Below are 23,887 nucleotides of genomic sequence, written 5' to 3' on the forward strand. Positions count from 1 at the left end.
AAGACATCGTCTTCTCCGAACACCAGAAGGCTGCCCATGCTCATCTCGTCGAGCGGGTCGCGTGCAATGAGCGACTGGTTGGCATAAGCCATGTAGGTCGCGGTAGAGGCCAGGTAGACCACATCAGAAGTGGCCTGGCCCTTGGGCGGCCGCACGAAGAAGATCACATACGCCGGACTTGCATCCTGAGCGTCGAGGCGCGCGGCATAAACGCCGCTTTCCAGCCCGCTCGGGATCGTAAAGGCAAAGTCGGTCGCCCATCCTGCGTCATAGAGGTCATCGTCGTGAAAATGGATGGCACCATATTCACTTGGCGCGGCTCGCCAGTCATGGAATCTCCCGGTCCAGTTGTAACCCTTCATGGCCCGGGTAGGCATGTTGACCAGGCGACCGTCTCGCCCATTGCCCGAAACATCCTTGAAGACCTCCGAGCCCTGATCGATGCTGAAATCCCAAGCGGCCGAAACACACTTGTTCAGCCGGTCGACTGCGCCGCCGCTGCCAAGCGAGGCCATCTCCTCAACGGAAAGGGCGCAGGCGTGAAGTTTAGGAGAGTCGATCTTCCCGTTGTAATGTCCCCCCGCCAACAACAGTCCGTCGCCAGCCGACGCTTTGTGGGCAGCGATGAAGAAATTTCTTTGCGCAGCGTTCCCATGAGAGGCGGCAATATCAAACTTGCGGGTTTCCGCAGAGCCGAGATCACCGATGTCACAGCGGGGACTCTGGTGCAGCACCACCGTGCGATCTTTTGCGCTGTAGCTGGCCGCAACGAAGACCCACTGCCGCTCAAGCAAGGGCGTGATCAAATTGGCGGTGGTATCGCCGATCAGGAACGTCAATCGACCCATCTCGTCGATCTCGATGGCAAAACCCAAGCTGCGGCTCTCGTCCCAAGTACCGGCGATTGTTTGACGCTTGGTCCCAAGCAGGGTTGGCCACAGCCAGGTCTGGAACGTGAAATCCTCCACTCCGGAAAACGCGGTCGCATGCTCGACATAGCCGTAAGACCCAGTGTGGATTGGCTGCCGTCGAGCGCGATATTCCCCCTTGAACGCGGCATCGACTTCACGTTCGATCAAACCGGCGGTGCGCGGATGCTCCTCGGTAGTGATGAGCCGCACCAGACGAGCCGAGAAGGTCGACGCGGGGCCGTGCGAACTGACCTTGAATTCGACGGTGTCGCCCGGCTTGGCGCTTATAACGTTTGAGTAACCAGACAGCGTCCTCATGCTTCAGCCCCATCCGGAAGCTCAGTTCCAAAATTTGACGCCAGCGTTGGCGGAACACGTGCCACTCCGCCTCCGCCAGGTCCTCGAAGACAATGTCCTCATGTCTTGTGATGCGTCGGCCGGGGATCCCTGTGAGGGTGACGAGCATCCAGCTCCGATTGGGCCGGATTGCGAGCAAGGCGTGCTTTCCGGCGATCGGAACACTGCGAAACATGCGCAGAAGCTTCTGCAGGTTCGGGCTGTGATGCCCGAACGGTGCACGACGGAACTCACTGGCCAGTGCAAGTGCCTCGAAGGGATCTGCAAAGTTCATGAGTTCTCACCTGGCCTGAGCAACCGTTTTTGCCGGAGCAAGCTCACTTTCGAGCGCAGCGTCGATCGATTCGTCGATGGTGTCCAGAGCTTCGTTACGCTGCCACTTACTGCGGCAGGCTCAGCATAGCCATTCGGCCTCCGTCTATCGTCCACACTTGTCCAGTGACAAAGGACGACTCCGGTGATGCGAGCCAAGCAATCAGGCTTGCGACCTCCTCCGGCTTCCCGGTGCGGCCTACCGGATGGATTTTTCCTACCTTTTGGCGGAAGCCCTTTGGATCGGGTAGGTTTTGAATGAAATCCACGTTTATGTCAGTGTCGATCCAGCCGGGTGCCACTGCGTTGCAACGGACACCTTCGCCGCTGTGGTCGATCGCTACCGCCCGGGTGAGGCCGTGGATACCCGCTTTGGACGTGCAATAAGCCGCATGTTTCGGATTGGAACCCAATCCTTCGATTGAGCCGACGTTCACGATAGTGCCGCCCGCCGACCGCAAGTGAGGCATGGCCGCCTTGATCAGCATGAAGGGTGTGGTCAGATTGACAGCCATCGTGCGTTCCCAATCCGCCAGGCTCATCTCCTCGACCCGCGCCTCCTGCATCATTCCAGCGTTGTTCACCAGGACATCCAGCCGCCCGGATTGGTTGACTACGGCCTCGACCGCACGGCCCGCCTCGGCCGGAGCCGCGAAATCGATCGCGATCGCTTCGAATTCCTGGTCCTCACCCCGTTGCGCTGTGAAGACGCATGCACCCTCGTCCCTAAGACGTCGGGCGGTAGCGAGCCCAATGCCGCTACGCCCACCCGTCACGAGGGCGACCTTACCTTCAAACCTCTTCATCGTTGCTCCTTCCAACGTTTAACTTAGACAAGCGCTCGCATGGGGGGAGAGAAACGAACGAACTCATTTCGGCTCCGAAACCTGCCGAGCGCCGCCGCATTGGCTGCCCGACCGCCGCATGGATAAACTTCGTTGTAGCCATGTGCGGGGCATGGCGTCCATGCTCGGCTTCTCGATGTCAGCATTGCAGACCGCGATTGTTCAGCCCGCCCTCTATAACGCCAAAAGGCAGTCTGGAGAGCTCTTCCTGACCGATGCGAGCGAGGGTCGCACATCGACGCCAACGGCCTTCATGGTCCGATGGTTTTGCCTCGAATTTGGATGAGAATAGGGTTCGGAATCCGACCCGGCAAACATCCTTTTATAGTTAAACTCATACCTTTTCCGCTGTGTGGAGTGGAATCGTCGGACCGTCGCCTTTGCGGCCCGGGAATGGAGCAGTGTCAGTCCCCTCAAATCCACACTGCGGCGCCGGAGTAACTGTAAAGAACGAGCTACACCGCCGATACGGGGAGCTTGCTGACCATGAAACTCATGATAGGGGATCAGCCGCCCACAGTAGAATGCCTAAAAATTTTAGCTGGTGGTAAACTCAATTTATGTCTGGCCAGGCCGCGACAGGCCAAGAAGTGACAGCCAGGGCAAAGTCGCAGAAAAGTGGTCAGCCGGTCTTATCGCTGTCTTTGGTGAGGAGACCGGTAGCCGTCGTTGTGGAGCCTCTGGATCGGGTGGGAGACGCTCGGCTGCTTGGCTCTCTTTTGCACTGAGCAGGGCAGGCGCCCGAGACAAAGAGCAACTGGATCAAGGTACAAGGCTGAAGCTTAGACTGCAAGCTGGGTTGATATCGACTGTCACAGGTGGACCGCAACGTGGTCGTCCCGATTGTTGTTCGGGTGATCGGAACTCGGAGCCTCATTGCCGCCTTTCCCCTCGGCATAGGCATAGTTCCTAATGCGATGCCCTATCCTTAGTCCGAGTAGTAGCTCTCTGTTTTGGTCAGAACGGCTCAGCGACCTTCTTCTTTCCGCCGGAATTTCAGAAGGCAGCCATTGAAGCGCCCCGGCTCCACATGTATCTGTCTACGCTACGGAACTACGTCGAAGTAATCGGCGGCCGGCTGGAGTTGATAGTGAAGTTGCCAGACCGGCCAGATCTTCGGCTGCAAAACCGGCGAGACAATAGCGGATGCTCCACGACGGCCACCAAGGGTCGCCAGACGGCGGAAGCATTCGGGGGGGGAAGTTTCAGAATGCGAATTCGGCAACGCCGATGGAAGGTGGAAAGACTTGTCCGTGACCAGGCAGAGATCAATCTAAATCCGGCCTGGCAACGTGGCCCAGCATGGAAGTCCCCGCGTCAAGTTCTCCTCATTGACTCGATCTTGCGGGGGATGGACATCCCGAAGGTGTATCTGCGCGCTCTTCCGGCCGGTGGACTCCATACTTACGATGCAGTCGACGGGCAGCAGCGCCTTCGCGCGATCTGGGAATTTCATGCCGGCAAACTCGTGCTTGACCATCCTGAAGCGCTGCAGCCCATCGACGGTAGCCTTGTCGCTGGTCGGCGCTACGCCGAACTCGACGCCCATCTTCGCAGCCGGTTCGACAATTTCGTTGTCAGCATCGCGGACATCGAGTCAGCCAGCCAGGATGAGATTACGAACTTATTTTCCCGACTGCAGATGGGTGTGTCACTGAATCCTGCCGAGTTGCGGAATGCCCTCGGTGGGCCTATGCGACACGTCATTGACGTGATCGCGACGTCCCACGAGTTCTTCCTTGATAGCCGCATCCCCGATGCTCGCTACAAGCGTCAGGACTACGCGACACACGCCTTCGCTATAGCAGCATACCGCAGCACTCGGGACATCAAAGCACCAGATCTCCGAGCGATGATCGTCGAATACGGCCCTGATCGCGCGGCCGAGGTGCTTGAGCTCTCCGCAGAAATTGGCGACGCGTTGAACGTCCTCGCTCAGGTTAATCAACTCGCCAACTATAGGATTACCCAAAAGTGGATTTTCGTCGACCTGTGTTGGCTCGTCATGCAACGACACGCCGCGGATGCGCAGGTTGACCCGGTCAGGCTTGCCGCCGCCTATGAGGCATTTGAGACCCGCCGCAGGCAATACAATAGCTCTCCCGAGGTACTAATTCGAGGCCGGCGCAGGGATAGAGCGTTGGACCGGCACCTCTACAACTACATCAACGCGTTCCGCCTTCAGGGCGGCACAGCCGCTAACCTAGCCATCCGCGCCGCGGCATTGTGGGCCTTCTGCCCTGACATTGACGGGAGACCCTAATGGCGTACGACTCCAACCTAATTCCTGACAATCTCAAGGCCGCGTATAGGGACAAGAGATGCGCGGTACTTGTTGGAGCAGGTGCCTCTGTCGGGGCCGGCCTCCCCACTTGGGGCAAGTTCCTTAGTGACATGATCGACGTGGCCAAGTCCCATCGCGTTATCGGCGACGACAAGGCTGCCGAGTATCGAAAGCTTGTCTCAGACCCCGCCAAGTATCTGATGATTGCAGCAAGTTTGAAAGAGGACATGTCCGCCTATTTCGATGAGTTTATCGATCAAACATTCATGGCGCCAAAGCCCCAGCCCACCGACCTTCATCGCTCACTGACCCAAGCTGACCGACTTCAATTCGTTCTGACGACCAACTACGACATCGTCATCGAACAGGCTTATCGCGCCGCTGGTATGTACGATGTCTCGGTTTGTACATTCACAGACACGGGCGAAGTACAGCGAAGGTTGTCAAAGCGCGAATTCTTCATTCTCAAGGCGCATGGAGACGCATCCAGAGTGGGCAATGGCATCATTCTGACAGAGGTCGACTACCGGAATATAATCTATCGGCAGCGCGCATACCAAAGCCTGCTGTCAGCTATGTTCACGATGTTCACGATCGTCTTTGTCGGCGCGTCCATGACTGACCCCGAAATCAAGCTCCTCTTGAGTTACATCGCCGATGCTTTTTCCCCAACCTCAGGCCCAAGCCATTTCGCGTTGATGGCGGAGGAAGATATTACTAATGTCGAGAAAGATCGCTGGCTCCGAGATATGAAGGTACAGCTGATCCCTGTTAGTAAGGCCAATAAGTACAAGGAAGTCACTGAGTTCATTCAGGCTTTACACGCCTCGGCGTAATCATTCCGGATGGGATAATGCTGATGGTCAAAAAGCCGAGCGGTAGACTTGTGGCCAGTCGCGTAGAAAGGGGCAATAAATCTTGGTGTTCGATTCACAGCGGGGCTATGCGGGAGCTTCTCCAGGGCAAAGCTTGGAACGTTTGCTTGGTCGCCTAACCGTGCGCGACCTTGAAATGATCGTTGGCCCACGCGTGCTTCCCCTTCTTCCATCAAAGCCTAAGGGCGACCGTTCTGCTCTTCTCGCTGCGGCAGAGCGCGCTCTGCAAGACCGCGCACAAGAAGCCGTTTCGGATGTCGAAATCAGGAAGACCCTGCTGCGAAATCTGGATCCTGGTAAACTCGAGGAATTGAAAAACCGATTAACTCAAGGAGGGGTCGATGTCGCAGAGGATGCGCTGGACATTAGAGATCTCACGGCACTCCGGCCTTGGGCCATCGCTAGTGGCTTTTTTGGCTTGCAAGGCGAGGATACAGCCGCTGGAACGACTGCTCTAAACCGCCAAGAGATCCAGCCATCATTCTCTCTCTTTCCCCATCAGCGATCTGTGGTTCGACGAGCTTATACACGTGTTGGGAGCGGATTTGGTCGAACGCTCATTCACATGCCCACCGGCTCCGGCAAGACGCGAACTGCGATGCACCTGCTATCCCGCGCACTGAATGAATTCGAGCCGGGTATAGTTGTCTGGCTCGCCACCAGCCGCGAACTTTTAGAGCAAGCCGCCGAGACCTTCGAGGCGGCTTGGTCCTCGCTGGGCAATCGTGATCTGGAGCTTCGCCGTTTCTGGGGCGCGCGCACACCAACGCCAGAAGATATGGCGGATGGCATTCTCATCGCTGGGCTCGCCAAACTACATGCATGGCGTGAACGCGACGGCTTGGCTTTCCTGAAGCTGGCGGCCAAGGTTCGCTTGGTCATCATGGACGAGGCCCACCAGGCCGTGGCACCGACCTATCGGGAGGTGATCGAAGGTTTATGCGGCGCGGGAGGAGAAGGCGCCTTGCTCGGCTTGACCGCCACTCCGGGGCGGTCCTGGAATGATATGGGCGCCGACGAGGCCCTTTCGGATTTCTTCGGCGGTTCGAAGGTCGTGCTGGAGATAGGCGACGATCCCAATCCCGTCAAATACCTACTAGATAACGGCTACTTGGCGCGACCTACGTTTCAACAGATTGAATACTCGCCCGCCATACGGCCGTCCCCGGCAGAGTTGAAGAAGCTGGCGAGGCTCGATGATTATGCCGATGAGACTTTGGACAAGCTCGCCGCCGACACCGCCCGGAACCTTGCGATCCTCGATGCGGCCAAGGGACTGATCGATCGCGGCCATGCGCGGATCATCTTATTCGCGGTCAGCGTCGAGCATGCTCAAGACATGGCTAGCGGTTTGGCTGCACATGGTATCATGTCCGCCGTAGTGTCAGGGGAAACTCCTGGCACTAAGCGAAATTCGATCCTGAAGACCTTTAAGAGTGCGACCTCCCGGCCGCAGGTAATCTGTAATTTTGGCGTACTGACCACCGGCTTCGATGCCCCGCGCACGAGCGCAGCCATCATCGCGCGACCGACCAAATCCCTTGTGCTCTATAGCCAAATGGTCGGTCGGGCCACACGCGGGCCGCGGGCCGGCGGCAACGACAACTGCGAAATCCTCACTGTCCACGATCCCGCCTATCCTGGGTTCGGAGATATCGCCGAGGCATTCTTTAACTGGGAGGACGTCTGGCATGGCGACTGACGAGACCACGATCGAAGACGCGTCCTTCATTCCTGCCGATCTCGCAATCCAGGCGATGCGAGACAGCGGCTACAAGAACACCGCTTATGCTCTGGCGGAGTTGATCGACAATTCTGTCCAGGCCGAAGCCAAGGGCATCGAAATCATTTGCATCGAGGAGCAGGTGCAACTTGCGGACCGCAAGCGGAAGCGGCTCACCAAGATCGCAGTGCTCGACGACGGGTTGGGGATGGATGCGGTGGTGCTGCGCAAAGCGCTGCAATTCGGCAATGGGACGCGCCTAAACGATCGCTCCGGCATCGGTCGGTTCGGCATGGGCCTGCCCAATGCCTCCATCTCGCAAGCCGGAAGGCTCGACGTTTGGAGTTGGCAGAACGGGCCCGACAATGCGCTCCATAGCTTCCTCGATGTCCAGGAGATTCGTGACCGGCTGCGCAGGGACGTGCCTATCCCGAAACCGTCGGCGGTTCCGGTCGAATGGCGCGATCGGGCGCTGAGCTTGGGACATAGCGGCACCTTGGTCGTCTGGACCAAACTTAGCCCGGATCGGCTCACGTGGAAGGGGGCCAAGGCTACATTGAAGAATACCGGGTGGCTGCTCGGGCGTATCCATCGCAGGTTTGTGGGCGATGGGAGTCTCAACATCCGTTTGGTGGGTGGCGAGGACGGCTGTCTGGAGTCCGATGCGGTCACAATCAACGATCCGATGTACCTGATTGCGGCCCCCACCATGCCGGCGCCGTTCAATAAAGAACCCATGTTCAAGGATGTTTTCAGCGTTCCGGTCACGGTGGAGGTCAATGATAAGACCTATCAGGTCCAGACCCGCTACTCGGTCGCCAAGGATATCACGCTCGATCTCGCTGGCACGGTGAATCGCGGTGACACCGCTTATGGAAAGGACGCAGCCAACAATATCGGCGTCTCTGTCATGCGGGAGGGCCGGGAGCTAATGCTCGACCGATCCTGGACAATTCAGTACGATCCGCGCGATCGTTGGTGGGGGTGCGAGGTAGAGTTCCCCGCCGCACTCGATGAAATCTTTGGCGTCACGAACAACAAGCAGGCTGCGACGGTTTTCAACGAACTGTCCAGCCTGGACTGGAAGGATCTTGCGGAGCCCGGCGAGACCATGCCCGAGGTTGTCGCGCGTTTGAAGGATGAGGGGGACCCGAAAGGCGTGCTTCTCTATCTCAGCGAAACCATCAAGAACAACCTTTCCCAGCTTCGAAACACAATTAAGATTCAGGCCAAGGGAACGCGGAAAGGCGGCAAGCGCCACACCGATGGCGACCCGACCGAAGAGGCCAACAAACGCTGGAAGCAGCGGGACGGGATTAACCCCTTACCTGACGGGGATGCTGCGCCCTCGACCGACGATCTGAACGAGCTTTCGGACGACCTAACCGAGGATGGACGCAACGCCGAGGATACGTCGGAGATTGTTGCGCGGGTCGTATCCGGCGACCTGAAGGTCGTTTTCATCGACAAAGCCCTTGGGGGATCGTCCGAGCTTTTCACCGTTGTCGCACGCGGGCCACTCACAGAGGTGGTCTTCAATCGCCGGCATCCGGCTTTTGATATGGTCTTTGACACAGTTTCCGCCGATGACGATCTCGATACTCTCTCCAGTACCGAGTTGCAGGATCGTCTGCTGAAAGCAGGCCAAGCCGTCCAACTTCTCTTCGCGGCTTGGGCGCGTATGGAGCGTGAGGATCCACCAAACCAAGCGCGGTATGAAAGGGTCCGAGAGAGCTGGGGCAAGCTTGCTCGTGATTTCCTTGATCCGGTCGACATTTCGGGCCTCGACTAATGCGGCGTGACGGCGATCTGCTCATCGCCCATCTGGCGCGGGCGAAGACGAGCGTGCTGCTCTGCGCACCTTTCATCAAGATGGGCGTCGCTAAGCGCCTGCTCGCCGCTATCAGTCCCCATGTTGCCGTGGAAATCGTCACGCGTTGGCATGCTGAGGAAGTCGCCGCGGGCGTGAGCGACTTGACCGTGTTTGACCTCGCCGCCGGCCGGCCGGGCGTCACGATGCGGCTTCTCGACAATCTGCACGCCAAACTCTATGCCTCCGACAATCTGCTCCTCGCCGGTTCTGCAAATCTCACCGCGACGGCACTCGGCTGGTGCGACGATCCCAACCTTGAGCTGCTCATGCCCGTCCCGTCAGACGACGAGGCTGTCCTGCGGTGTCGGCTCGCATTATCTGCGGCGCGTCTGGCAACCGCCGAGGAACGCGCAGCAATTCAAGCGGTCGTGGATGGATTGCAACGACCGCCTCTTCCTGCGGGCAAGCCGGTTGATGAGGCGCTGGCCGAACCCTGGCTGCCCAAACTGGCGGCCCCCGAACGATTGTACGCCGCTTATATACCCTCGGCTCGGGAGAGACTGACGTCTTCAGCCATCGAAGCGGCTGATCATGACCTTCGAGCGCTTGCCATTGAGCCCAACTTGAACGAAGCGGTTTTTCGCACGCGGGTTGCTGAGCGCTTTTCCACTATGCCTGCTGTCCGCACCGTTCTGAGAGCAGCTCAGAGCGACCTCTCGGACGCGGCCGCCGCTGACCTGATCCAAACACTCGTCGGAACGTCCGATATGAGTGCTGCGGCGCGTTGGCAGATCGTGCGCGAATGGCTGATCTATTTTCTCCGGGATAAGTACGAAATCGCGCCACACTCCTTTGTCACGCGGCTACGTCCTGGAGCCGGCCGCGAGTAGACGATCCTATCAAGGAATAAGCTTTCGTGCCCTATTTCCGATCATGCCCGAGCTATTTGTGGCATACCACGCAGCCGGCCGAGGCTTCGTCGATGCCGTAGTAATCGTCAACGGTCAGAGTCTTGTCGCCTGCCAAGGGGTTCACGCGCCGCCGCGCCAGAAGGCGAGCGCGCCGCTGCTCGAACTCGAACTCGACCGCTGTGATCCGATCGGGTTGTTCAAGGTCGATAAGGCTCTCGCCCTGGCTCCAGGTAAAGGGTGAGCCGTGCTCAATGGCGGTTTTCTCGTATCGCTTGGCATCTTCATAGGCGTCGGGATGCTCGCGTTTTAGTCGGACCCACTCGATCTTCTGCTGAAAGAAGCAAAAGGTGCACCCCGATCGTGTCCGCCACTGATAATAGTCAGGCTCGCCGACGCCGGCACTTTCCAGCATGTCAATCACTCCGGCCCGATCAATACCGGCTTCGCGCAAAGGAAAATGCACGACCATGTTGCCGTTCGTAGCTTGGTAGCCCTCTCGGTTAGGTTCGTCGGCTCGGATCGCGACATAGGAATGGACGACAACGCCTGCTTCGAGATCATCCTTGAGCCAGTGCTCTAAGGGCCGCAGCTTGAGCTGACGGGTACACCAGCGGGTGCGCGGCGACGGAAGGAAATGCTTGTATTCCTTGAGCCAAAAATCGAAATCCCGATCCGGATTAAGCCGCGTGATCGGCCGCCCCAGAAAACCTTCAAGACGGTCCAGAAAGGAGTAAACTTCGGCCAGTTCCTTGCCGGTGTCGGTGAAAAAATACTCCAAATCCAAATCCGGTCGAGTTTGCCGCATATGGACCGCCAAGGCGGCGCTATCCCGTCCACCAGAGATGCCGAGAATATGACGCTCGCGAATATCAGTCATGCAGTCTCCGTCGCTTCCTCTACAGACAGCCGTTCGACGATCCGAGCTAACGCCGCCAACTCGACGGTCGGCCGCAAATTGCGTCCGCGCATTCGCCCTAGGAAATCGTCCGCAAGCTTTTCGGCTTGCGCAAGCTCCTTGTCCGTCACTTCAAAAGTATGGAAGACCGGCTGCTCCTTCGGATTGAGGCCGACCATCACTGATATCGCCTGCGACGTAGGCGCCCGACCCTTCACGCCAGCAAAGGTCTCCGCTTCGCGGAAGCGCCGCGAGAGCTTGGCCAATTCGAACAGAGCCTGCTCATGCTCACGGTCGGACCAATTGCGCGGTGGCTTATGGACTAGCAGGCTCGCCAGACCCTCGATATCGCCTTCATTGGCCTCAAAGGCACCCGCGCGCATGGCAAAGGCATCCAGACGCAGGTCGGCCGTGACCCCCGCGGCGGTGACTGCCCGAAAGCCTAGTCCTTCGAACGTGTCTATGTCTACGCCGAGGTGATCGGCGAGCGCACTCTTCAGCGCCGCGAGCATGCTAGGATATGCGGTCTCGGACGCCGCCAACGCCTTAGCGATCGCAACTGCGGGATCGACTTCATCCTTCAAGACCTCAGCGAGATCGGCAAATAACAGGGCTTCGGGATCTTTCGCCTTCAAAATGACGTCGCGCACCCGCGTCACAGCAAGAGGCAAGCTCACGGTGCGCTGCGCCCATATCGGAAGCGCGTGGAAGCGCTGAAAGAGCGCTGACGCAACCGGCAAGGCCTCGGCTTCAACTGCCGCGCCGCTCCGCGATAGCAACGTTGCAAGCCCAAGAATGAAGGCATCATCCTTTTTCGAACGCACGACGCGCCGGAACTCGATCGCCTTGGGCTCCTGCAGCATCCTATCCACGAAGACATCGTCGATCACAGCCTGATACAGCCCATCGACATAGACGGCGATCGTGGCGCGGTGCGCAATGAGAAAGGCAAGAACCAAGACCGGCATGACCCCGCGTTTGAGACCATAGGGCCGCTTACTCCATTTGTCGTAGAGCTCGTTGAGCGGCAAGCGTCGAGCGGTGGCGAGCACCTTCCAGGCTGGGCGCAAACTCTGGCCGGCGGCTTCGCCATTGGGATCCTGGAACCGCCAAATCCCAGCATCGTCCTGCCGATGAAGCCCGAACGGCTCCAGGATGGTGAGATAGAGACCCCGCTCCGCCGGAAACCCGCTTATACCCAAATCCGCTTCCCCAGATCTGGACACCATGGCATGCGCCAAGGCGCGCAAACCAGCCATGGCGCTACTCGACGGGCGATCCCGATAAAGCAACTCACTTTGAATGGTCGGCGCGTCATAGAACGCCGTGCTGGCTACGGCCGACGCGACGACGCTGAGAGATCGCCCGTCGAGATGCTTGTCGCGCTCGCCGAGCCGCCACCAGATCGCGGTGGCGAATGCGTCTAGCAGTTCACGCCGGACCGCGTCCGTGATATGTGATCGGCGAGCGGACAGCTCGCGACGGGCGATGCGGTCCCCTTCCAACTGAGGATGAGATGCCTCGATACGGTCGACCGCGTAAAGATCCGTCGCGTGCTCACGCAGCATGAAGATGTTCTTTGCCGTAGCAACGGCGGCAAGAACCCCGGCATCCTCTAACGCTTTTCCGAGCACCTTCGCAGCCGTCTCGGGTTTAGCCTCAAACGTGTAAGCGTCAGGCAATAACAAGATGAGCACACCGCTGGCACGCCGCTTGGTCCGGGTCAAACGCGCCGCGATGGCCGCCGCCCAGGGCGTACAGTCCTTGGGGACGTTCTCGCCGAACTGCAGCAAGACATCGAACGTGCGCAGCGCGCCGGTTTCGAAATAATGACGCTTCGCCGCGATCGGGCCGATCCCCAGCCGAACCGGCAAATCCGTCAGGGCGTCTGCTTCGAGCTTCTCGCTCGCCAGACGGATCGCTTCGTCGAGATCAAAGTCGCTGCCAGCAAATAGGGCGTAACCGCCCAGCCGCGGTTGTCGGATCAAGATCGCCCGGGAGACCAGTTCCGCCAGCGCAGCATCGACCTCCGCCGTCGTCGCTGTGGACGCGCACAAGCGCAAGAAGTCGTCGGCAACCGCTAGACCGGAGCCGTTTCGGAAGAACTCGATAAGCGCGGCCGCCTTGGCCAGCTTGGCGCAGAGCGCCCCGCGAAGCGCCGCCCGCTCAACCGCCTCCATCGCCAGCGTCATCCGGGCTCCGTCCGGACCGACCGACAGTGCCGACCCAAAGTTTGCGACCAGATAGTCCCATAGCTGGTCCGGCCCGAACCAGGCATCAGCCGCTCGCGCGTCGGTCGCCGCCAAATGCGCCTGAAAGCCATGCGGCTCTGCAGACGACAGGAAGCCGAACACGCTGCGTTCGTTCTGAGCGAAACGCTGGCGAGAAACGGGGCCGAGCAGGAGAGCGGTCACGGGATGCAGCGGCCACGCCTGCCGCAAGGCGTCTGCCAGACTGTCGGCATCAACCGGACGGCGCGCTGAGACCGCCTCGGCCGTCTTCCGAGCCAAGACCTCGGCCGCAGCTGGGGTACGATCGCTGGTGACTGCTCGCGCCAGGAGCGCCGCAACCTCATCGGCTTGGGCCACGAAGGGCACGTTCTGGAAACGGCCCTGCACCTTGGCCCATTCGTCGCGCGCCGTGCGATTGAGCTTCCCCGCATATTGCTCGAAGGACTGATGCAGCACACCAACGATCACCAACCTGCCCTCGGAGCGGCTAGCGCGTTCGGCGAGATCTTGAAGCAGATGCACGTCACCGCCCTCGGCGATTGCATGCTCAAAGAACTTGCCAAGCTCATCAACAATGAGCAGGAGGCCGCCACGCTTTTTCGCCTCGGCTTCAAGCTGCGCAATCAAGACGCGATCATCCGCCTCGACCGCTGTCCGAGTGGTCTTCGTCCAGTTGAACGCGTCTGTAGCCGCAGCGACGAGGTCGCCCGCAAGGCTAGCCCGGCGCCCCGTCAAGGCTAGGACGGCCCAATGCCTATCCTTGGCAACGAACGCACGGCCGAATTGCGCTACTAGTTCTTCGCCTGCGATCTCGCGCGCAATCTTGCGCTGCTCGGGCGCGCCTGCAACCAAGTTAGCCACGAGAAGAGCCGCGCACGACTTGCCCCCGCCATATGGGCCTGTCCAGGTAAACGCCCGCTGACCGCCATCCGCGATGGCGGCGACCATGGCTTCGAGGGACTTTCGTACGCTCGGCTGGAGAACATAGCCGGTCAACGGCGGAGTCCCCGTCAGGTCGGAATCAAGTCGTGCCGACAGCGCGAAACGGCGCTCAACGCGCACGATCTCCGTAAGGGTCGTCATGCGGCCCTCCGGTAGGGATAACTGGATGTGACGAGTGCCTTGTCGTCAATCGTAGCGAGTTTGCGGGTCATTGAAACCTGTCGAAGACCGGCGGTGTCCGTCCAAATGATCGCACCGCCCGTAACCTCGCCAATCTTCGCCAGACGCGCCATGACGCTATCCTCATCAAGTTTGAACACCCGGCCAGGCGACCCCGGGCTATAGCTTGCCTGCTCGGCCGATAAAGTGGGCGCATCCGGATGCCACCGCGCCCAGAACCGCTTCAACACCAGCGCAAAGACGCCGTCCTGAAGATTCGGCTTTGGGCCTCGCACGAACTCGAACTGGCCCGCCAGCCGAGATTCGCGGATCAAAGCCAGCTCGGCCAGCAGCGGCTCAGCAGCATCCTCGCCCGCGTCGCCAGTGCGCGGGGCATAGCTGCGCAAGAATACCTCAACGTCGCGCTTCACGGTCTCCGCCGTCGCGCGCGCACCGCGCACCTTCGCCAGATCGTGGATCGCCTCGACCAACCCCTCGCGATCAAACACCGCCTGATTCAATATATTGAAGGCGAAGAAAAACGTTGTCGACTGCTCCGGTGCTCCCGCCAGGGCAGCATGAACCAGCCAAAGTGTACTCGGGTCCTCCAGAAAGGGATCGAGGCCCGCTCGATTGTCGAGCAGCAACCACGCCAAGGGAGTTGGAACGAGCGAGCCGTCCTCGTCCGCCAGCATGCCCGTCGCTAACGCCCAATGACGCATGGCGAGCGCCATATTCTTACCCACACCAAATTGCGCGATCGCCGACTGTTCTTGAAATGTTCTGCGATCTGCCCCATGATACGCGACGGCGTCGAAGGCCTTCTTCAGCCAAAGCAGGCGAAGCGGGAAAGTTTCGTGACCTGCGAATTGCAGGCGCAGATTAGAATCGGTAAGCGCGTCTTTCATGCGAGGACCTTACTGGAGGAGCGGTCCAGGGCGCAAGGGTCAACTATAAACCGCGTCGGCGATCGCGGTCGCAGCGTAGTCGATTTGCGAGCTGTCGTTATATCGACCACAATAGATACGGATAGTTTCGCGAGTTTCTGCCTCCGAAAAACCCATTGCGGTAAGTACGTGAGAAGGTTGGATTTGACCGCTAGTGCAAGCCGACCCCTCTGACAAACATACCGTATCTGCCAAGGCATCGATTAAGGACGGCGCGTCTACACCCAAGAGACCTAAACTTAAACTTCCCGGCAACTGATGTTCATTCGGTACATTCCTTCGAAAGCGAATCTGGCGCGCCTCCAGACCAGCAACAAGGCGGTTGGCTAAGGCGCGGGCATGGGCGCCATCCTGCTCCAGTCTGTTCGCCGCGACCTTCGCCGCTGCGCCAAAGCCAGCAATAAGCGGTGTCGGCAAAGTCCCCGGACGAAGACCGGCCTCCTGCACTCCGCCATGAAACAGTGGTCGTGGGCGATATTGCGCGGCCGCAGATGTGAACAGGGCACCAACACCCACCGGCCCATACATCTTGTGCGACGATATGCTGGCGTAATCGTAATCGGCGATATCCATCGCGAGCTTGCCAACGAGCTGAGCTGCATCGACATGGATCATCGCGCCGACCGCCCGGACCATGGGAAGCACTGCATCGATCGGCTGGACAGTCCCGGTTTCGTTATTAGCGGCCATCACGGAGACCAGAAGCGTTCTGTCCGACAGCATACGCTCGAATGCAATGATATCGAGCCGACCATCGTTTCCTACCGGACAGACCTGAACACGAAAGCCGCGCTCCTCGAGACTTCTAGCCGCGTTCAAAACACTTTTGTGCTCAATCGCTGAGACGATGATTTCACGACGTGTGTCGCCGGCGCGACCGGCCGCTTCGGTAACGCCGAGTATCGCAATATTGTTGGATTCCGTCGCGCCCGAAGTGAACACAATCTCCTGCGGGGCGGCTCCAACGAGGTTAGCCACCTCGACGCGGGCCTGCTCTACTGCGGCAGCCGCCTCACTCCCGCGTCGATGAGGAGAATGAGCATTGGCAGCACGGCGGTGCCACCAGGGCGCCATCGCTGTCTCCGCTTCCGGAGCCAGCGGCGACGTCGCGTGGCCATCCAAGTAAACAGGAAGAGTCGTGTTTTCGCTCATGTGACTTCTCGATTCTGTCCCAGCTTATCGTGCAAATCGTCCGGCGGCGATGATCTCAATGACAACCAACGCAGTGCGGACGGTCGTCTGCAGAAGTGAGGCGTCTAGCCCCGCCCAATTCCGCCTTGACTCCTGACTATGAAATCCGGAACAGATAGAGAACATGATGCTGAACTCCCTCTCGGAGGTCAAGGAGGAACGCGCGGTCCTATGCCGCCGTCGAATTATTGCGCGCGCAGATCGAAAAGATCGAGGGCCGAAGCCGGCGCGTGAAGTGGGTCTTCCATTCGCAATTGCCGGGCAGACTTTACAACCCCCCGACGGCGGCTGCCGCTTGCTGTGCCGGCGGCGGTAACGGCGCGGTCGACGGCACGGCTGCGGCACCACTCGCATCAGGCAAGTTTTTTGGGTCAAACCTAGTGACCAACTTGCCAGTCGAAGTTCTTTCCGCGCGGTTTAGAAGCGTGGTACGGATGCCAGCCAACTTCACCTGCAGCCAGGTGGTCTCGTCCTGATCAACCACATGCGATGACGTCCCCCCGCCGCAACTTGCGCATAGACGCGATGAGAAGGATCGTGTGGGGCAGCATCGGCAGGCCGCTCGTCTGTCTGTTCGGCCTGCGCGGTGCAATAGAGCTCGTAGATGTCGCTCTCCCGGTCACTGATAAGCACGCGGCGCTCGGGCGCGCCACCGAGCGCAATGGACTGGCGCAGCTATGGACACGCTTGGATGATCGTGATGATCACGCGCGAATACATAAAACCGCACCCAAACGCGGGCGTTTTAGCCTTGCAATCGACGGGGGACGATCGCATCGCTCGTGATGTCACTCGCTCTGCCCAGGTCTTCCAGTAGGGCACAACGCACGACGGGCCATGATGATCTAAGGAACTGGTGCAAGCGAAATCATGTCAACGGCTCCGGTCGGATGCTTGCCATCTAAGCGTGACGGCATTCTCAAAAGCTGTGCAGAGCGTCAGTCGTCGTGAAGGAAGGGCGGCGGCATCGCGCCCGGGGAAATCGGATCGATAGTGGGAGCGCGGCTCTCCTCGCGCCGAAGGGCGGCGATCACCATCAACAGTGCCACCAGGGCCGGATCGGCCGCGGCCGTCTCGCCGACAGAGATCGGCAGCAGTGTCGCGACCGTGTCGCGCAATGATTTCCCATTCCGAACAATGCCAAGCGCATTCGACACAATCGGGCGAATAGGTGAAGGGTGGGGCCGGATGGGAACAGTTGCCGGAAGCCTAGGCCACTGCCAACCCGCAGAGGTAGCCGTGACGCTTTCAGCCACACCGCTTCGGTCAGCGAGTTGCTGGCAAGCCGGTTGGCGCCATGCAGTCCTGTGTATGCGACTTCGCCACAGGCCCACAGGCCGGTGAGGGAAGTTCGCCCTCGGCGTCAACGGCTACTCCGCCCATGTGATAGTGAGCAGCGGGCCGCACGGGAATGGGTTCCACCGCCGGATCGATGCCGGCATGCTTGCAAATAGCGTCGATTGCCGGAAAGCGTCTTGCGAATTTCTGCCCGAGACAATGTCGGGCATCGAGATAGACGCCATGCCCGGCGGCGAGCTGATCGGAGATCGCCCGCGCAACCACATCGCGCGATGCGAGTTCTGCCCCGGGCGTGTCTGCCAGGAAGCGATGGCCGTGCTCATCAATCGGCACCGCGCCTTCGCCGCGCACTGCTTCGCTGACAAGCGGCATTGGCCGGCGCGGAACATCGAGCGCGGTCGGGTGGAACTGCACGAATTCCAGATCGGCTAGTTCCGCGCCCGCGCAGGCAGCCAGCGCCAGGCCGTGCCCGAATGAGGAGAGCGGATTGGTTGTATCGCAAAACAGGCCGCCTATACCACCGGTGGCCAGCACCACGCGGCGTTTGGGCAATGCGAACACGCCGCCGTGCAGGGCAGACACCACCCCTACAATGCTGCCTTCCGCGACAACCAGGCGAAGCGCTGTCATGCCTTCCATGATCGTGATCGAACGGGTTCGCCGCGCTACGCCGAGTAGCGCCCGAAACAACTCACGGCCGGTTGCGTCGCCGGCGGCGTGCACGATGCGGCGACGCGAATGCGCCGCTTCCAGGCTCAGCCGCAGCCGCCCGTCTAGTGAGCGGTCGAAGGGAACGCCCAGGCGGACGAGGTTTTTCGATGGCTTGAGGTGCAGCCTCAATCACCCGCCTGGCCATTTGTTCGTCGCAAAGCCCATCGCCGGCAGCAAGTGTATTAGCGAGGTGCAGGTCGGGGCCGTCGTCCTCCCCCAGGCTCGCTGCGAGGCCGCCCTGCGCGAGGGTGCTCGAGGCTTCGGTTCCGAGCGCGGTTCCAGACAGAAGGACGACGGGTTGCGGCGCCAACTGTAGCGCCGTCATGAGCCCGGCGATACCAGCACCGACGATGAATGACTGGCGCCCCGCCAATGTCATGGATGTCCGCCCTCATACGAAGAGCATGCGCTCCACCGCCCACCGGGCGCGCTCGGCGACATCTGGAGCGATCGTGACGACGTGGCGGTTCTCCTCGAGCGCGGTCCGGATGTTGGCGAGCGTGATGCGTTTCATGTGCGGGCATAGATTGCAGGGGCGCACGAAATCCACGTCCGGATGCTCGACCGCGACGTTGTCGCTCATCGAACATTCCGTCATCAGCACCACACGCGCCGGCCTATGCCGTGCGACATAGGCGGACATCGCCGCCGTCGAGCCGGCGAAGTCGGCTTCCGCCACCACTCCAGGCGGACATCGGGATGGGCAAGGACACTGATGCCGGGATGGGCCGCACGCAGCTCGCGGATGTCGGCCGCGGTGAAGCGTTCGTGCACCTCGCAGCGCCCCTTCCAGGCAATGATCTCGACCTTGGTCTGCGCCGCGATGTTCTTCGCCAGATATTCATCGGGCAGCATGATCACACGCGGCGCGCCGAGCGATTTCACCGCCGCGAGCGCATTGCCCGAGGTGCAGGAGATGTCGGATTCAGCCTTCACCGCGGCGGAGGTGTTGACGTAGGTCACCACTGGAACGCTCGGATAGCGCTGCCGCATCAGGCCCACGTCTTCGGCGGTGATCGACTCGGCCAGCGAACAGTCGGCACCGAGATCCGGGATGAGCACCGTCGTGTCCGGGTTGAGCAGCTTGGCGGTCTCAGCCATAAAATGCGCGCCCGCGAGCACGATGATTTCGGCATCGACCGTCATTGCTTTGCGGGCCAGCGCCAGACTGTCGCCGACGATGTCAGCCACGCAGTGAAAAATCTCCGGCGTCTGGTAGTTATGCGCCAGGATGACCGCGTTGCGCTGCCGCTTCAGTTCCAGGATCGCGTCGATGTCCTCGACGAAGACCGGCCATTCGATCGGCGGGATCACTCGTCGGACGCGTTCATAGAGAGACGCGGCCATAGGTAACGCACATCAGTTGCGCCTCCACTTATAGTCAGACTGGAAATAAATGGAATAAGCTAAGCTTGGCTTGGCCGTTCCCAAAGGTTTAGGACTTGCCCGATTCCTTTGCTCTTAGCGTTTTGAAGAACTTCGAAACCCCAGCTGATGTCGAAGACCGCCATGCCGCAGGCGATGAAGATCACGCGCTCTTCCGCGCTCTCTCGGCCAGGCTTCTCACCGTTGACGACGTCGCCAAGGCCCGTCGAATCCTTGAGGGCCGGCAGCTTGCCGGCATCGATGAGACGGAAGAAGGGGCCACCGATAACACTGCTATAGTAAGCTTCCTTATTGCCGGACGCGATCGCATCCTCGACATAGGCCTCCTGCAAGGCCGTGTGGTCGTAGACGATCTTGGCCTCAGTCAGGAACGACGCGTCCGTGTTGAAAGGGCCAGACACCAGGATGGTCGCGCCGGCCTTGATCCACTCGTCGTTGAAGTGAAGCGGCTTGAGTCGTGAAGCGGCTATGGTGATTACGTCAACATCGCGGAACCCGGCCTCTGTCTCGTCTACCCCGATGGCCTGAATGCCATATTCTTTATTTACCCAGCTTGCGAATTCGTTGGCCTTTTCGAGAAAGAGGTCAAAGCAGACCACCTTTTGAACGGCCCTCAGTTGGGTGATGATTGCCGTAAAACAGGCCTTGTTGATCGGGCCACAGCCCACGACCGAGACGACACGTGCTTCCTTGTTGGCTAGGTGCTTGGCCGCGACGCCTGGCACACCCCCCGTGCGCGCGGCGCTCAAAAGATTCGCCGACATCAGCGCCAGCGGCGCGCCAGTGTCTTTGTCGTTGAGCATCATGGTCAGGATGGAACGTGGCAACCCCTTTTCAGCATTCGCATGGTTCGACCCATACCATTTGTTGCCGCAGACATCGAACCGTCCACCCAGGTATCCAGGCATGGCCGCGAAACGACGGTCAGGTCCGGCCACGGGCATATTCGGGAACTTCGTTTCCTTCGGAAAGACGATGTTCAGGCCATGATTGTTGTGGTTGGCGCCTCCCATCAAATAGTCGCCCTTGCCGAGGAGGCTGAAGGTTTCCTCGCATACGTCAACGCAGCTCTGAGCCTCTTGAACGCCAGCGGCAATCATGTCGGGCTCGGAAAGGTAGCGAAAATCGATCCTGGGATACATGGAGGCAACCTCTTCTATGATTGAATGAGTGTGTTCCTGCCTTGTCGCGGGCGGCGTCAGAAGCGGAGCAGGGGCTTGATGTCATAGAGGCGGCAGCCGGGGCTTGCCGCGTTGGCACGCATGAGGAAGTTCAGCTTTTCGATGCGCTCTCCCGAACGCGGCGCACCGTTCTTCTGGAAGGGCACCTCGAGACCGACGGAAAAATCCATCACCACGTCATCGACGACGCCGCCGGAACGGCCTGACGGCACCGAGATCATGCCGTGTTCGCTGGCAAACCGATGAGCATCTATGGCCTCCGAGATCGTGCCGACCTGATTGGGCTTCAGGACGAAGCCGTCAACGGCACGGGTTTCGTAGGCGCGTTTGAGCAGGGTAGGGTTTGTGACGATGAGATCGTCGCCGAGAACAATTGTGCGGGTGAGTTCCCTGGTCGCCTTGCTGTAGCCGTCCCAATCGTTCTCATCGAGCAGGTCCTCGATGAAAACGAGATCGAACTTGTCGGTGAGCCCTTTGGCATATGCGATCAGTTCGTCAGCCGAGACACGCCTGCCTTTCAGCAGATAGGTTCCGGTATCGCGGTCGTACATTTCGCTGGAGGCGCAATCGATGGCGAAGGCAATGCGGCCCGGATAGCCGCAGGCGTCGATAGCTTGGTCCATCAGCGATAGGATCACCTCCGGGTCGTCCGAGGGGGCCGCGTAGCCATAGGAGCTCGCGATTTGGGGCTTCCGACCGAGATGTTTCGTCAGGACTTCGGAGAGCTGCTGGAACACGGCGACCGTCATCTCGACGGCCAAGTCTATGCTGTCAGTGCCATAGGGCACGATCAGGAATTCGTTGAACGCCTGTGTCAACCCCTCGTAGCGGCCGCCGTTCACGAGGTTGAAACAGGGCACCGGCACCGTGCGTATGTCTCTGCCCGCAATGTATTTGTAAAGCGGGATCCGGCGTGCGTCCGCCGCCGCACGAAAGGCGGCGATTGAGGCTGAATAGATCGTGTTGCCGCCGAGATTGTGCTTGTTCGGCGTGCCGTCGAGTTCGACCATCTTCTGGTCGATGGCGCGCTGGTCGAACACGTTCATGCCGATCAACGCCGGGCCGATGACGTTCACTGCTTTGGCGACGGCCTTGTGGACGCCGAGGCCCTTGTAGCTCGCCGGATCTCCATCGCGCAGAACGAAGGCCTCATGCATGCCGACCGAGGTTCCGGTGGGAGCTGCGCCCCGGCCGCCTGCGCCGCTTTCCGTGCGGATCTCAACTTCCACGGCGGGCCGGCACTTGCAGTCGATGATCTGCTGAGCCCGGACCGATGTAATCCTGTCGTCCATGGCTACCGAGACTCCTCAATCGCCGGGACATAGAGGATGTTGAGGTCACAGAGATTGGTGCCGGTGTTCCCGGTGAAGACCGTCGAGCCGATGGCAGATAGCGCCTCGAAGCAGCTGTGTTCGCGCAGCGCCTGATAGAGGCTGATGCCCTTTTCGACGGCAGCCTTCAAGCTGCTGGAATCGGTGATACCACCTGCCACCGTCGCCGTGCCGTCAGTGCCCTCGCTGTCGATTGAAAGCAGGCAGGCCCCCTTGGTCTTGGCAGCGGTGATGGCAAAGCTCACGGTCATTTCCTGGCCTGGCCCCCCATGGCCTTTGATCAGACTGTTGTCGGCTATCTGCGTGGTAACCTCCCCGGAACTCAACAGCACGCAGGGCGGGTTGACCGGATTGCCGTAGGTTTGCATTTCCCGCGCCATCGAGGCGAAGAAGGTTCCTGCGTCTCGGCTTTCGCCTTCCAGGAATGAGCTGACGATGACTGCAGGAATGCCCATTTCCTCGCAGACTTGCTTGGCATAAATGCAGGAGTCCGGCAGCGTGTTCAGCAGGAAATAGGTGTTGTCGGGAAAAGCCTTCGGCGTCTCCTTGTCCGGACCCGCGTTCATCAGGTAGTCCACCACGCTGTTCGGCAGGCGGTCGACGACGTCGAAGTTGACCATCGTGGCACGGGCATCGTCGAGTGTCGTAGCATCTGGCCCGATCGGCGTGCTCTTGTAGGCGGCATACGGCACTGCGATGTCGCCCGTCGCCGGAGAACCGACCGCATCGCTGATGCCGAAGCCGATCAGTTCGGCCCCGACCTGCTCGATGCGCTTTGCCAGCATCCCGCCGTTCAGTGCCGAGATGTGGCGGCGGACGGCGTTGATTTCGTAGATGCCCGCGCCGGACTTCAATAGCACGTCGGTGGTGTCGATCTCATCCTGGAGGGAAATGCCGTCAATCGGGCAGGACATCAGGGCGGAGCTCCCACCGCTTATGACGACGATGAACAGATCATCCGGCCCAGCTTGATCGACCACTTCGATAATCTTCTTGGAGGCGCGGAATCCCTCTTCGTTCGGCAACGGGTGCCCGCCGACATACACTTCCGTCTTGTTGAAATGGTCAGTCTCCTCGCTGATCTTGACGATCACGATGCCGCGCGTCAGGCGTTCACCGAGCACGTGATCCACCGCCATCGCCATGTGATTGCAAGCTTTGCCGGCGCCAAAAAGGTAGATGTTGCGCTTAGTCGAAAGGTCCCAGGAGCGTGTGCCGATGTGCAGCACGTCGCCTTCCATCCGCATGATGCTGCGGATCCGCCTGTAGCTGTCCAGCTTCTCAAGCGTCCGGTCGGCGATCTCGAGCACGAGCTTCCTAGAAGCGACGTCACCCTGCGCGACGATTTGCTCGGCGTTTCTTATCTTCTTCATCTGATCACTCGGGACGACGTAGGGGCAACGAATGCGGCCCGCATCCGGGATCAATCCCGTCGCGAACGGCCATCAGGTACCACTTTCAAACTGTGCCCGGTACGGCGATAGAATCTCGTCAGCTATAAAGCCAGTTTATCTGAGCTCCATTCTTTTCTGCGTTGATGCGTGGATCAACCGGAGTACTAAACTGGCGTCACTGCGGTGGAT

Annotated in this window: 15 protein-coding genes and 2 pseudogenes; 5 read left to right on the forward strand and 12 right to left on the reverse strand. The window is 59.8% G+C overall.

Going from position 1 to position 23,887, the window contains the following annotated elements; genetic code table 11:
- From AC0L3E_RS31920 to AC0L3E_RS31930, 3 genes are all read right to left on the reverse strand, one after another.
- A partial coding sequence (locus AC0L3E_RS31920; protein ID WP_473606548.1) for a N,N-dimethylformamidase beta subunit family domain-containing protein occupies nt 1-1,121 on the reverse strand: 1,121 nt, incomplete at its 3' end.
- Complete coding sequence (locus tag AC0L3E_RS31925) at nt 1,066-1,542, reverse strand: N,N-dimethylformamidase alpha subunit family protein (protein ID WP_473606549.1); 477 nt, start codon at nt 1,540-1,542, stop codon at nt 1,066-1,068. The genes AC0L3E_RS31925 and AC0L3E_RS31920, both read right to left, overlap by 56 nt.
- Nucleotides 1,543-1,648: 106 nt before the next feature.
- Nucleotides 1,649-2,386 carry an SDR family NAD(P)-dependent oxidoreductase gene (locus AC0L3E_RS31930; protein WP_473606550.1) on the reverse strand — a complete coding sequence of 246 codons (738 nt, stop codon included), beginning with the start codon at nt 2,384-2,386 and terminating at the stop codon, nt 1,649-1,651.
- A 1,249-nt stretch (nt 2,387-3,635) separates the two neighbouring features.
- On the opposite strand from AC0L3E_RS31930, the gene AC0L3E_RS31935 reads away from it, so the two are divergent.
- The 5 genes from AC0L3E_RS31935 to AC0L3E_RS31955 all read left to right on the forward strand — a co-directional run bounded on the left by AC0L3E_RS31935 (nt 3,636) and on the right by AC0L3E_RS31955 (nt 10,010).
- Nucleotides 3,636-4,688 (forward strand): GmrSD restriction endonuclease domain-containing protein, encoded by a 1,053-nt coding sequence (locus tag AC0L3E_RS31935; RefSeq protein ID WP_473606551.1) that lies wholly within the window; start codon nt 3,636-3,638, stop codon nt 4,686-4,688.
- Nucleotides 4,688-5,545, forward strand: a complete 858-nt coding sequence (locus AC0L3E_RS31940) for an SIR2 family NAD-dependent protein deacylase (protein WP_473606553.1) — start codon at nt 4,688-4,690, stop codon at nt 5,543-5,545. The genes AC0L3E_RS31935 and AC0L3E_RS31940 overlap by 1 nt, the downstream gene beginning before the upstream one ends.
- Before the next feature lie 133 nt (nt 5,546-5,678).
- Nucleotides 5,679-7,286 carry a DEAD/DEAH box helicase gene (locus AC0L3E_RS31945; RefSeq protein ID WP_473606554.1) on the forward strand — a complete coding sequence of 536 codons (1,608 nt, stop codon included), beginning with the start codon at nt 5,679-5,681 and terminating at the stop codon, nt 7,284-7,286.
- Nucleotides 7,276-9,099: an ATP-binding protein gene (locus AC0L3E_RS31950; protein WP_473606555.1), complete on the forward strand. Its 1,824-nt coding sequence runs from the start codon at nt 7,276-7,278 to the stop codon at nt 9,097-9,099. The genes AC0L3E_RS31945 and AC0L3E_RS31950 overlap by 11 nt, the downstream gene beginning before the upstream one ends.
- Complete coding sequence (locus AC0L3E_RS31955; RefSeq protein ID WP_473606556.1) at nt 9,099-10,010, forward strand: phospholipase D family protein; 912 nt, start codon at nt 9,099-9,101, stop codon at nt 10,008-10,010. The genes AC0L3E_RS31950 and AC0L3E_RS31955 overlap by 1 nt, the downstream gene beginning before the upstream one ends.
- 52 nt (nt 10,011-10,062) lie before the next feature.
- Here the strand turns inward: AC0L3E_RS31955 and AC0L3E_RS31960 are convergent, their stop codons facing one another.
- The 9 genes and pseudogenes from AC0L3E_RS31960 to AC0L3E_RS32000 all read right to left on the reverse strand — a co-directional run bounded on the left by AC0L3E_RS31960 (nt 10,063) and on the right by AC0L3E_RS32000 (nt 23,731).
- Nucleotides 10,063-10,908, reverse strand: a complete 846-nt coding sequence (locus AC0L3E_RS31960; RefSeq protein ID WP_473606557.1) for a phosphoadenosine phosphosulfate reductase domain-containing protein — start codon at nt 10,906-10,908, stop codon at nt 10,063-10,065.
- A complete protein-coding gene (locus tag AC0L3E_RS31965) occupies nt 10,905-14,240 on the reverse strand; it encodes a hypothetical protein (protein ID WP_473606558.1) in 3,336 nt (1,111 codons plus the stop codon). Before AC0L3E_RS31965 ends, AC0L3E_RS31960 begins: the two co-directional genes overlap by 4 nt.
- Nucleotides 14,237-15,166 (reverse strand): DUF4007 family protein, encoded by a 930-nt coding sequence (locus AC0L3E_RS31970; protein WP_473606559.1) that lies wholly within the window; start codon nt 15,164-15,166, stop codon nt 14,237-14,239. The genes AC0L3E_RS31965 and AC0L3E_RS31970 overlap by 4 nt, the downstream gene beginning before the upstream one ends.
- A gap of 39 nt (nt 15,167-15,205) precedes the next feature.
- Complete coding sequence (locus AC0L3E_RS31975) at nt 15,206-16,357, reverse strand: cysteine desulfurase family protein (protein WP_473606560.1); 1,152 nt, start codon at nt 16,355-16,357, stop codon at nt 15,206-15,208.
- A gap of 912 nt (nt 16,358-17,269) precedes the next feature.
- Nucleotides 17,270-18,801, reverse strand: a pseudogene (locus AC0L3E_RS31980) (L-aspartate oxidase).
- Nucleotides 18,798-19,753, reverse strand: a pseudogene (gene nadA, locus AC0L3E_RS31985) (quinolinate synthase NadA). The pseudogenes AC0L3E_RS31980 and nadA overlap by 4 nt, the downstream one beginning before the upstream one ends.
- 59 nt (nt 19,754-19,812) lie before the next feature.
- Nucleotides 19,813-20,934 carry a tyramine oxidase subunit B gene (locus AC0L3E_RS31990; RefSeq protein ID WP_473606561.1) on the reverse strand — a complete coding sequence of 374 codons (1,122 nt, stop codon included), beginning with the start codon at nt 20,932-20,934 and terminating at the stop codon, nt 19,813-19,815.
- Between the two features lie 56 nt (nt 20,935-20,990).
- A complete protein-coding gene (gene eno / locus AC0L3E_RS31995; RefSeq protein ID WP_473606562.1) occupies nt 20,991-22,265 on the reverse strand; it encodes a phosphopyruvate hydratase in 1,275 nt (424 codons plus the stop codon).
- Nucleotides 22,266-22,267: 2 nt separating this feature from the next.
- Nucleotides 22,268-23,731, reverse strand: a complete 1,464-nt coding sequence (locus AC0L3E_RS32000; protein ID WP_473606563.1) for a glycerate kinase type-2 family protein — start codon at nt 23,729-23,731, stop codon at nt 22,268-22,270.
- Nucleotides 23,732-23,887 lie beyond the last annotated feature (156 nt).

Source organism: Mesorhizobium sp. WSM4822 (assembly GCF_055811155.1).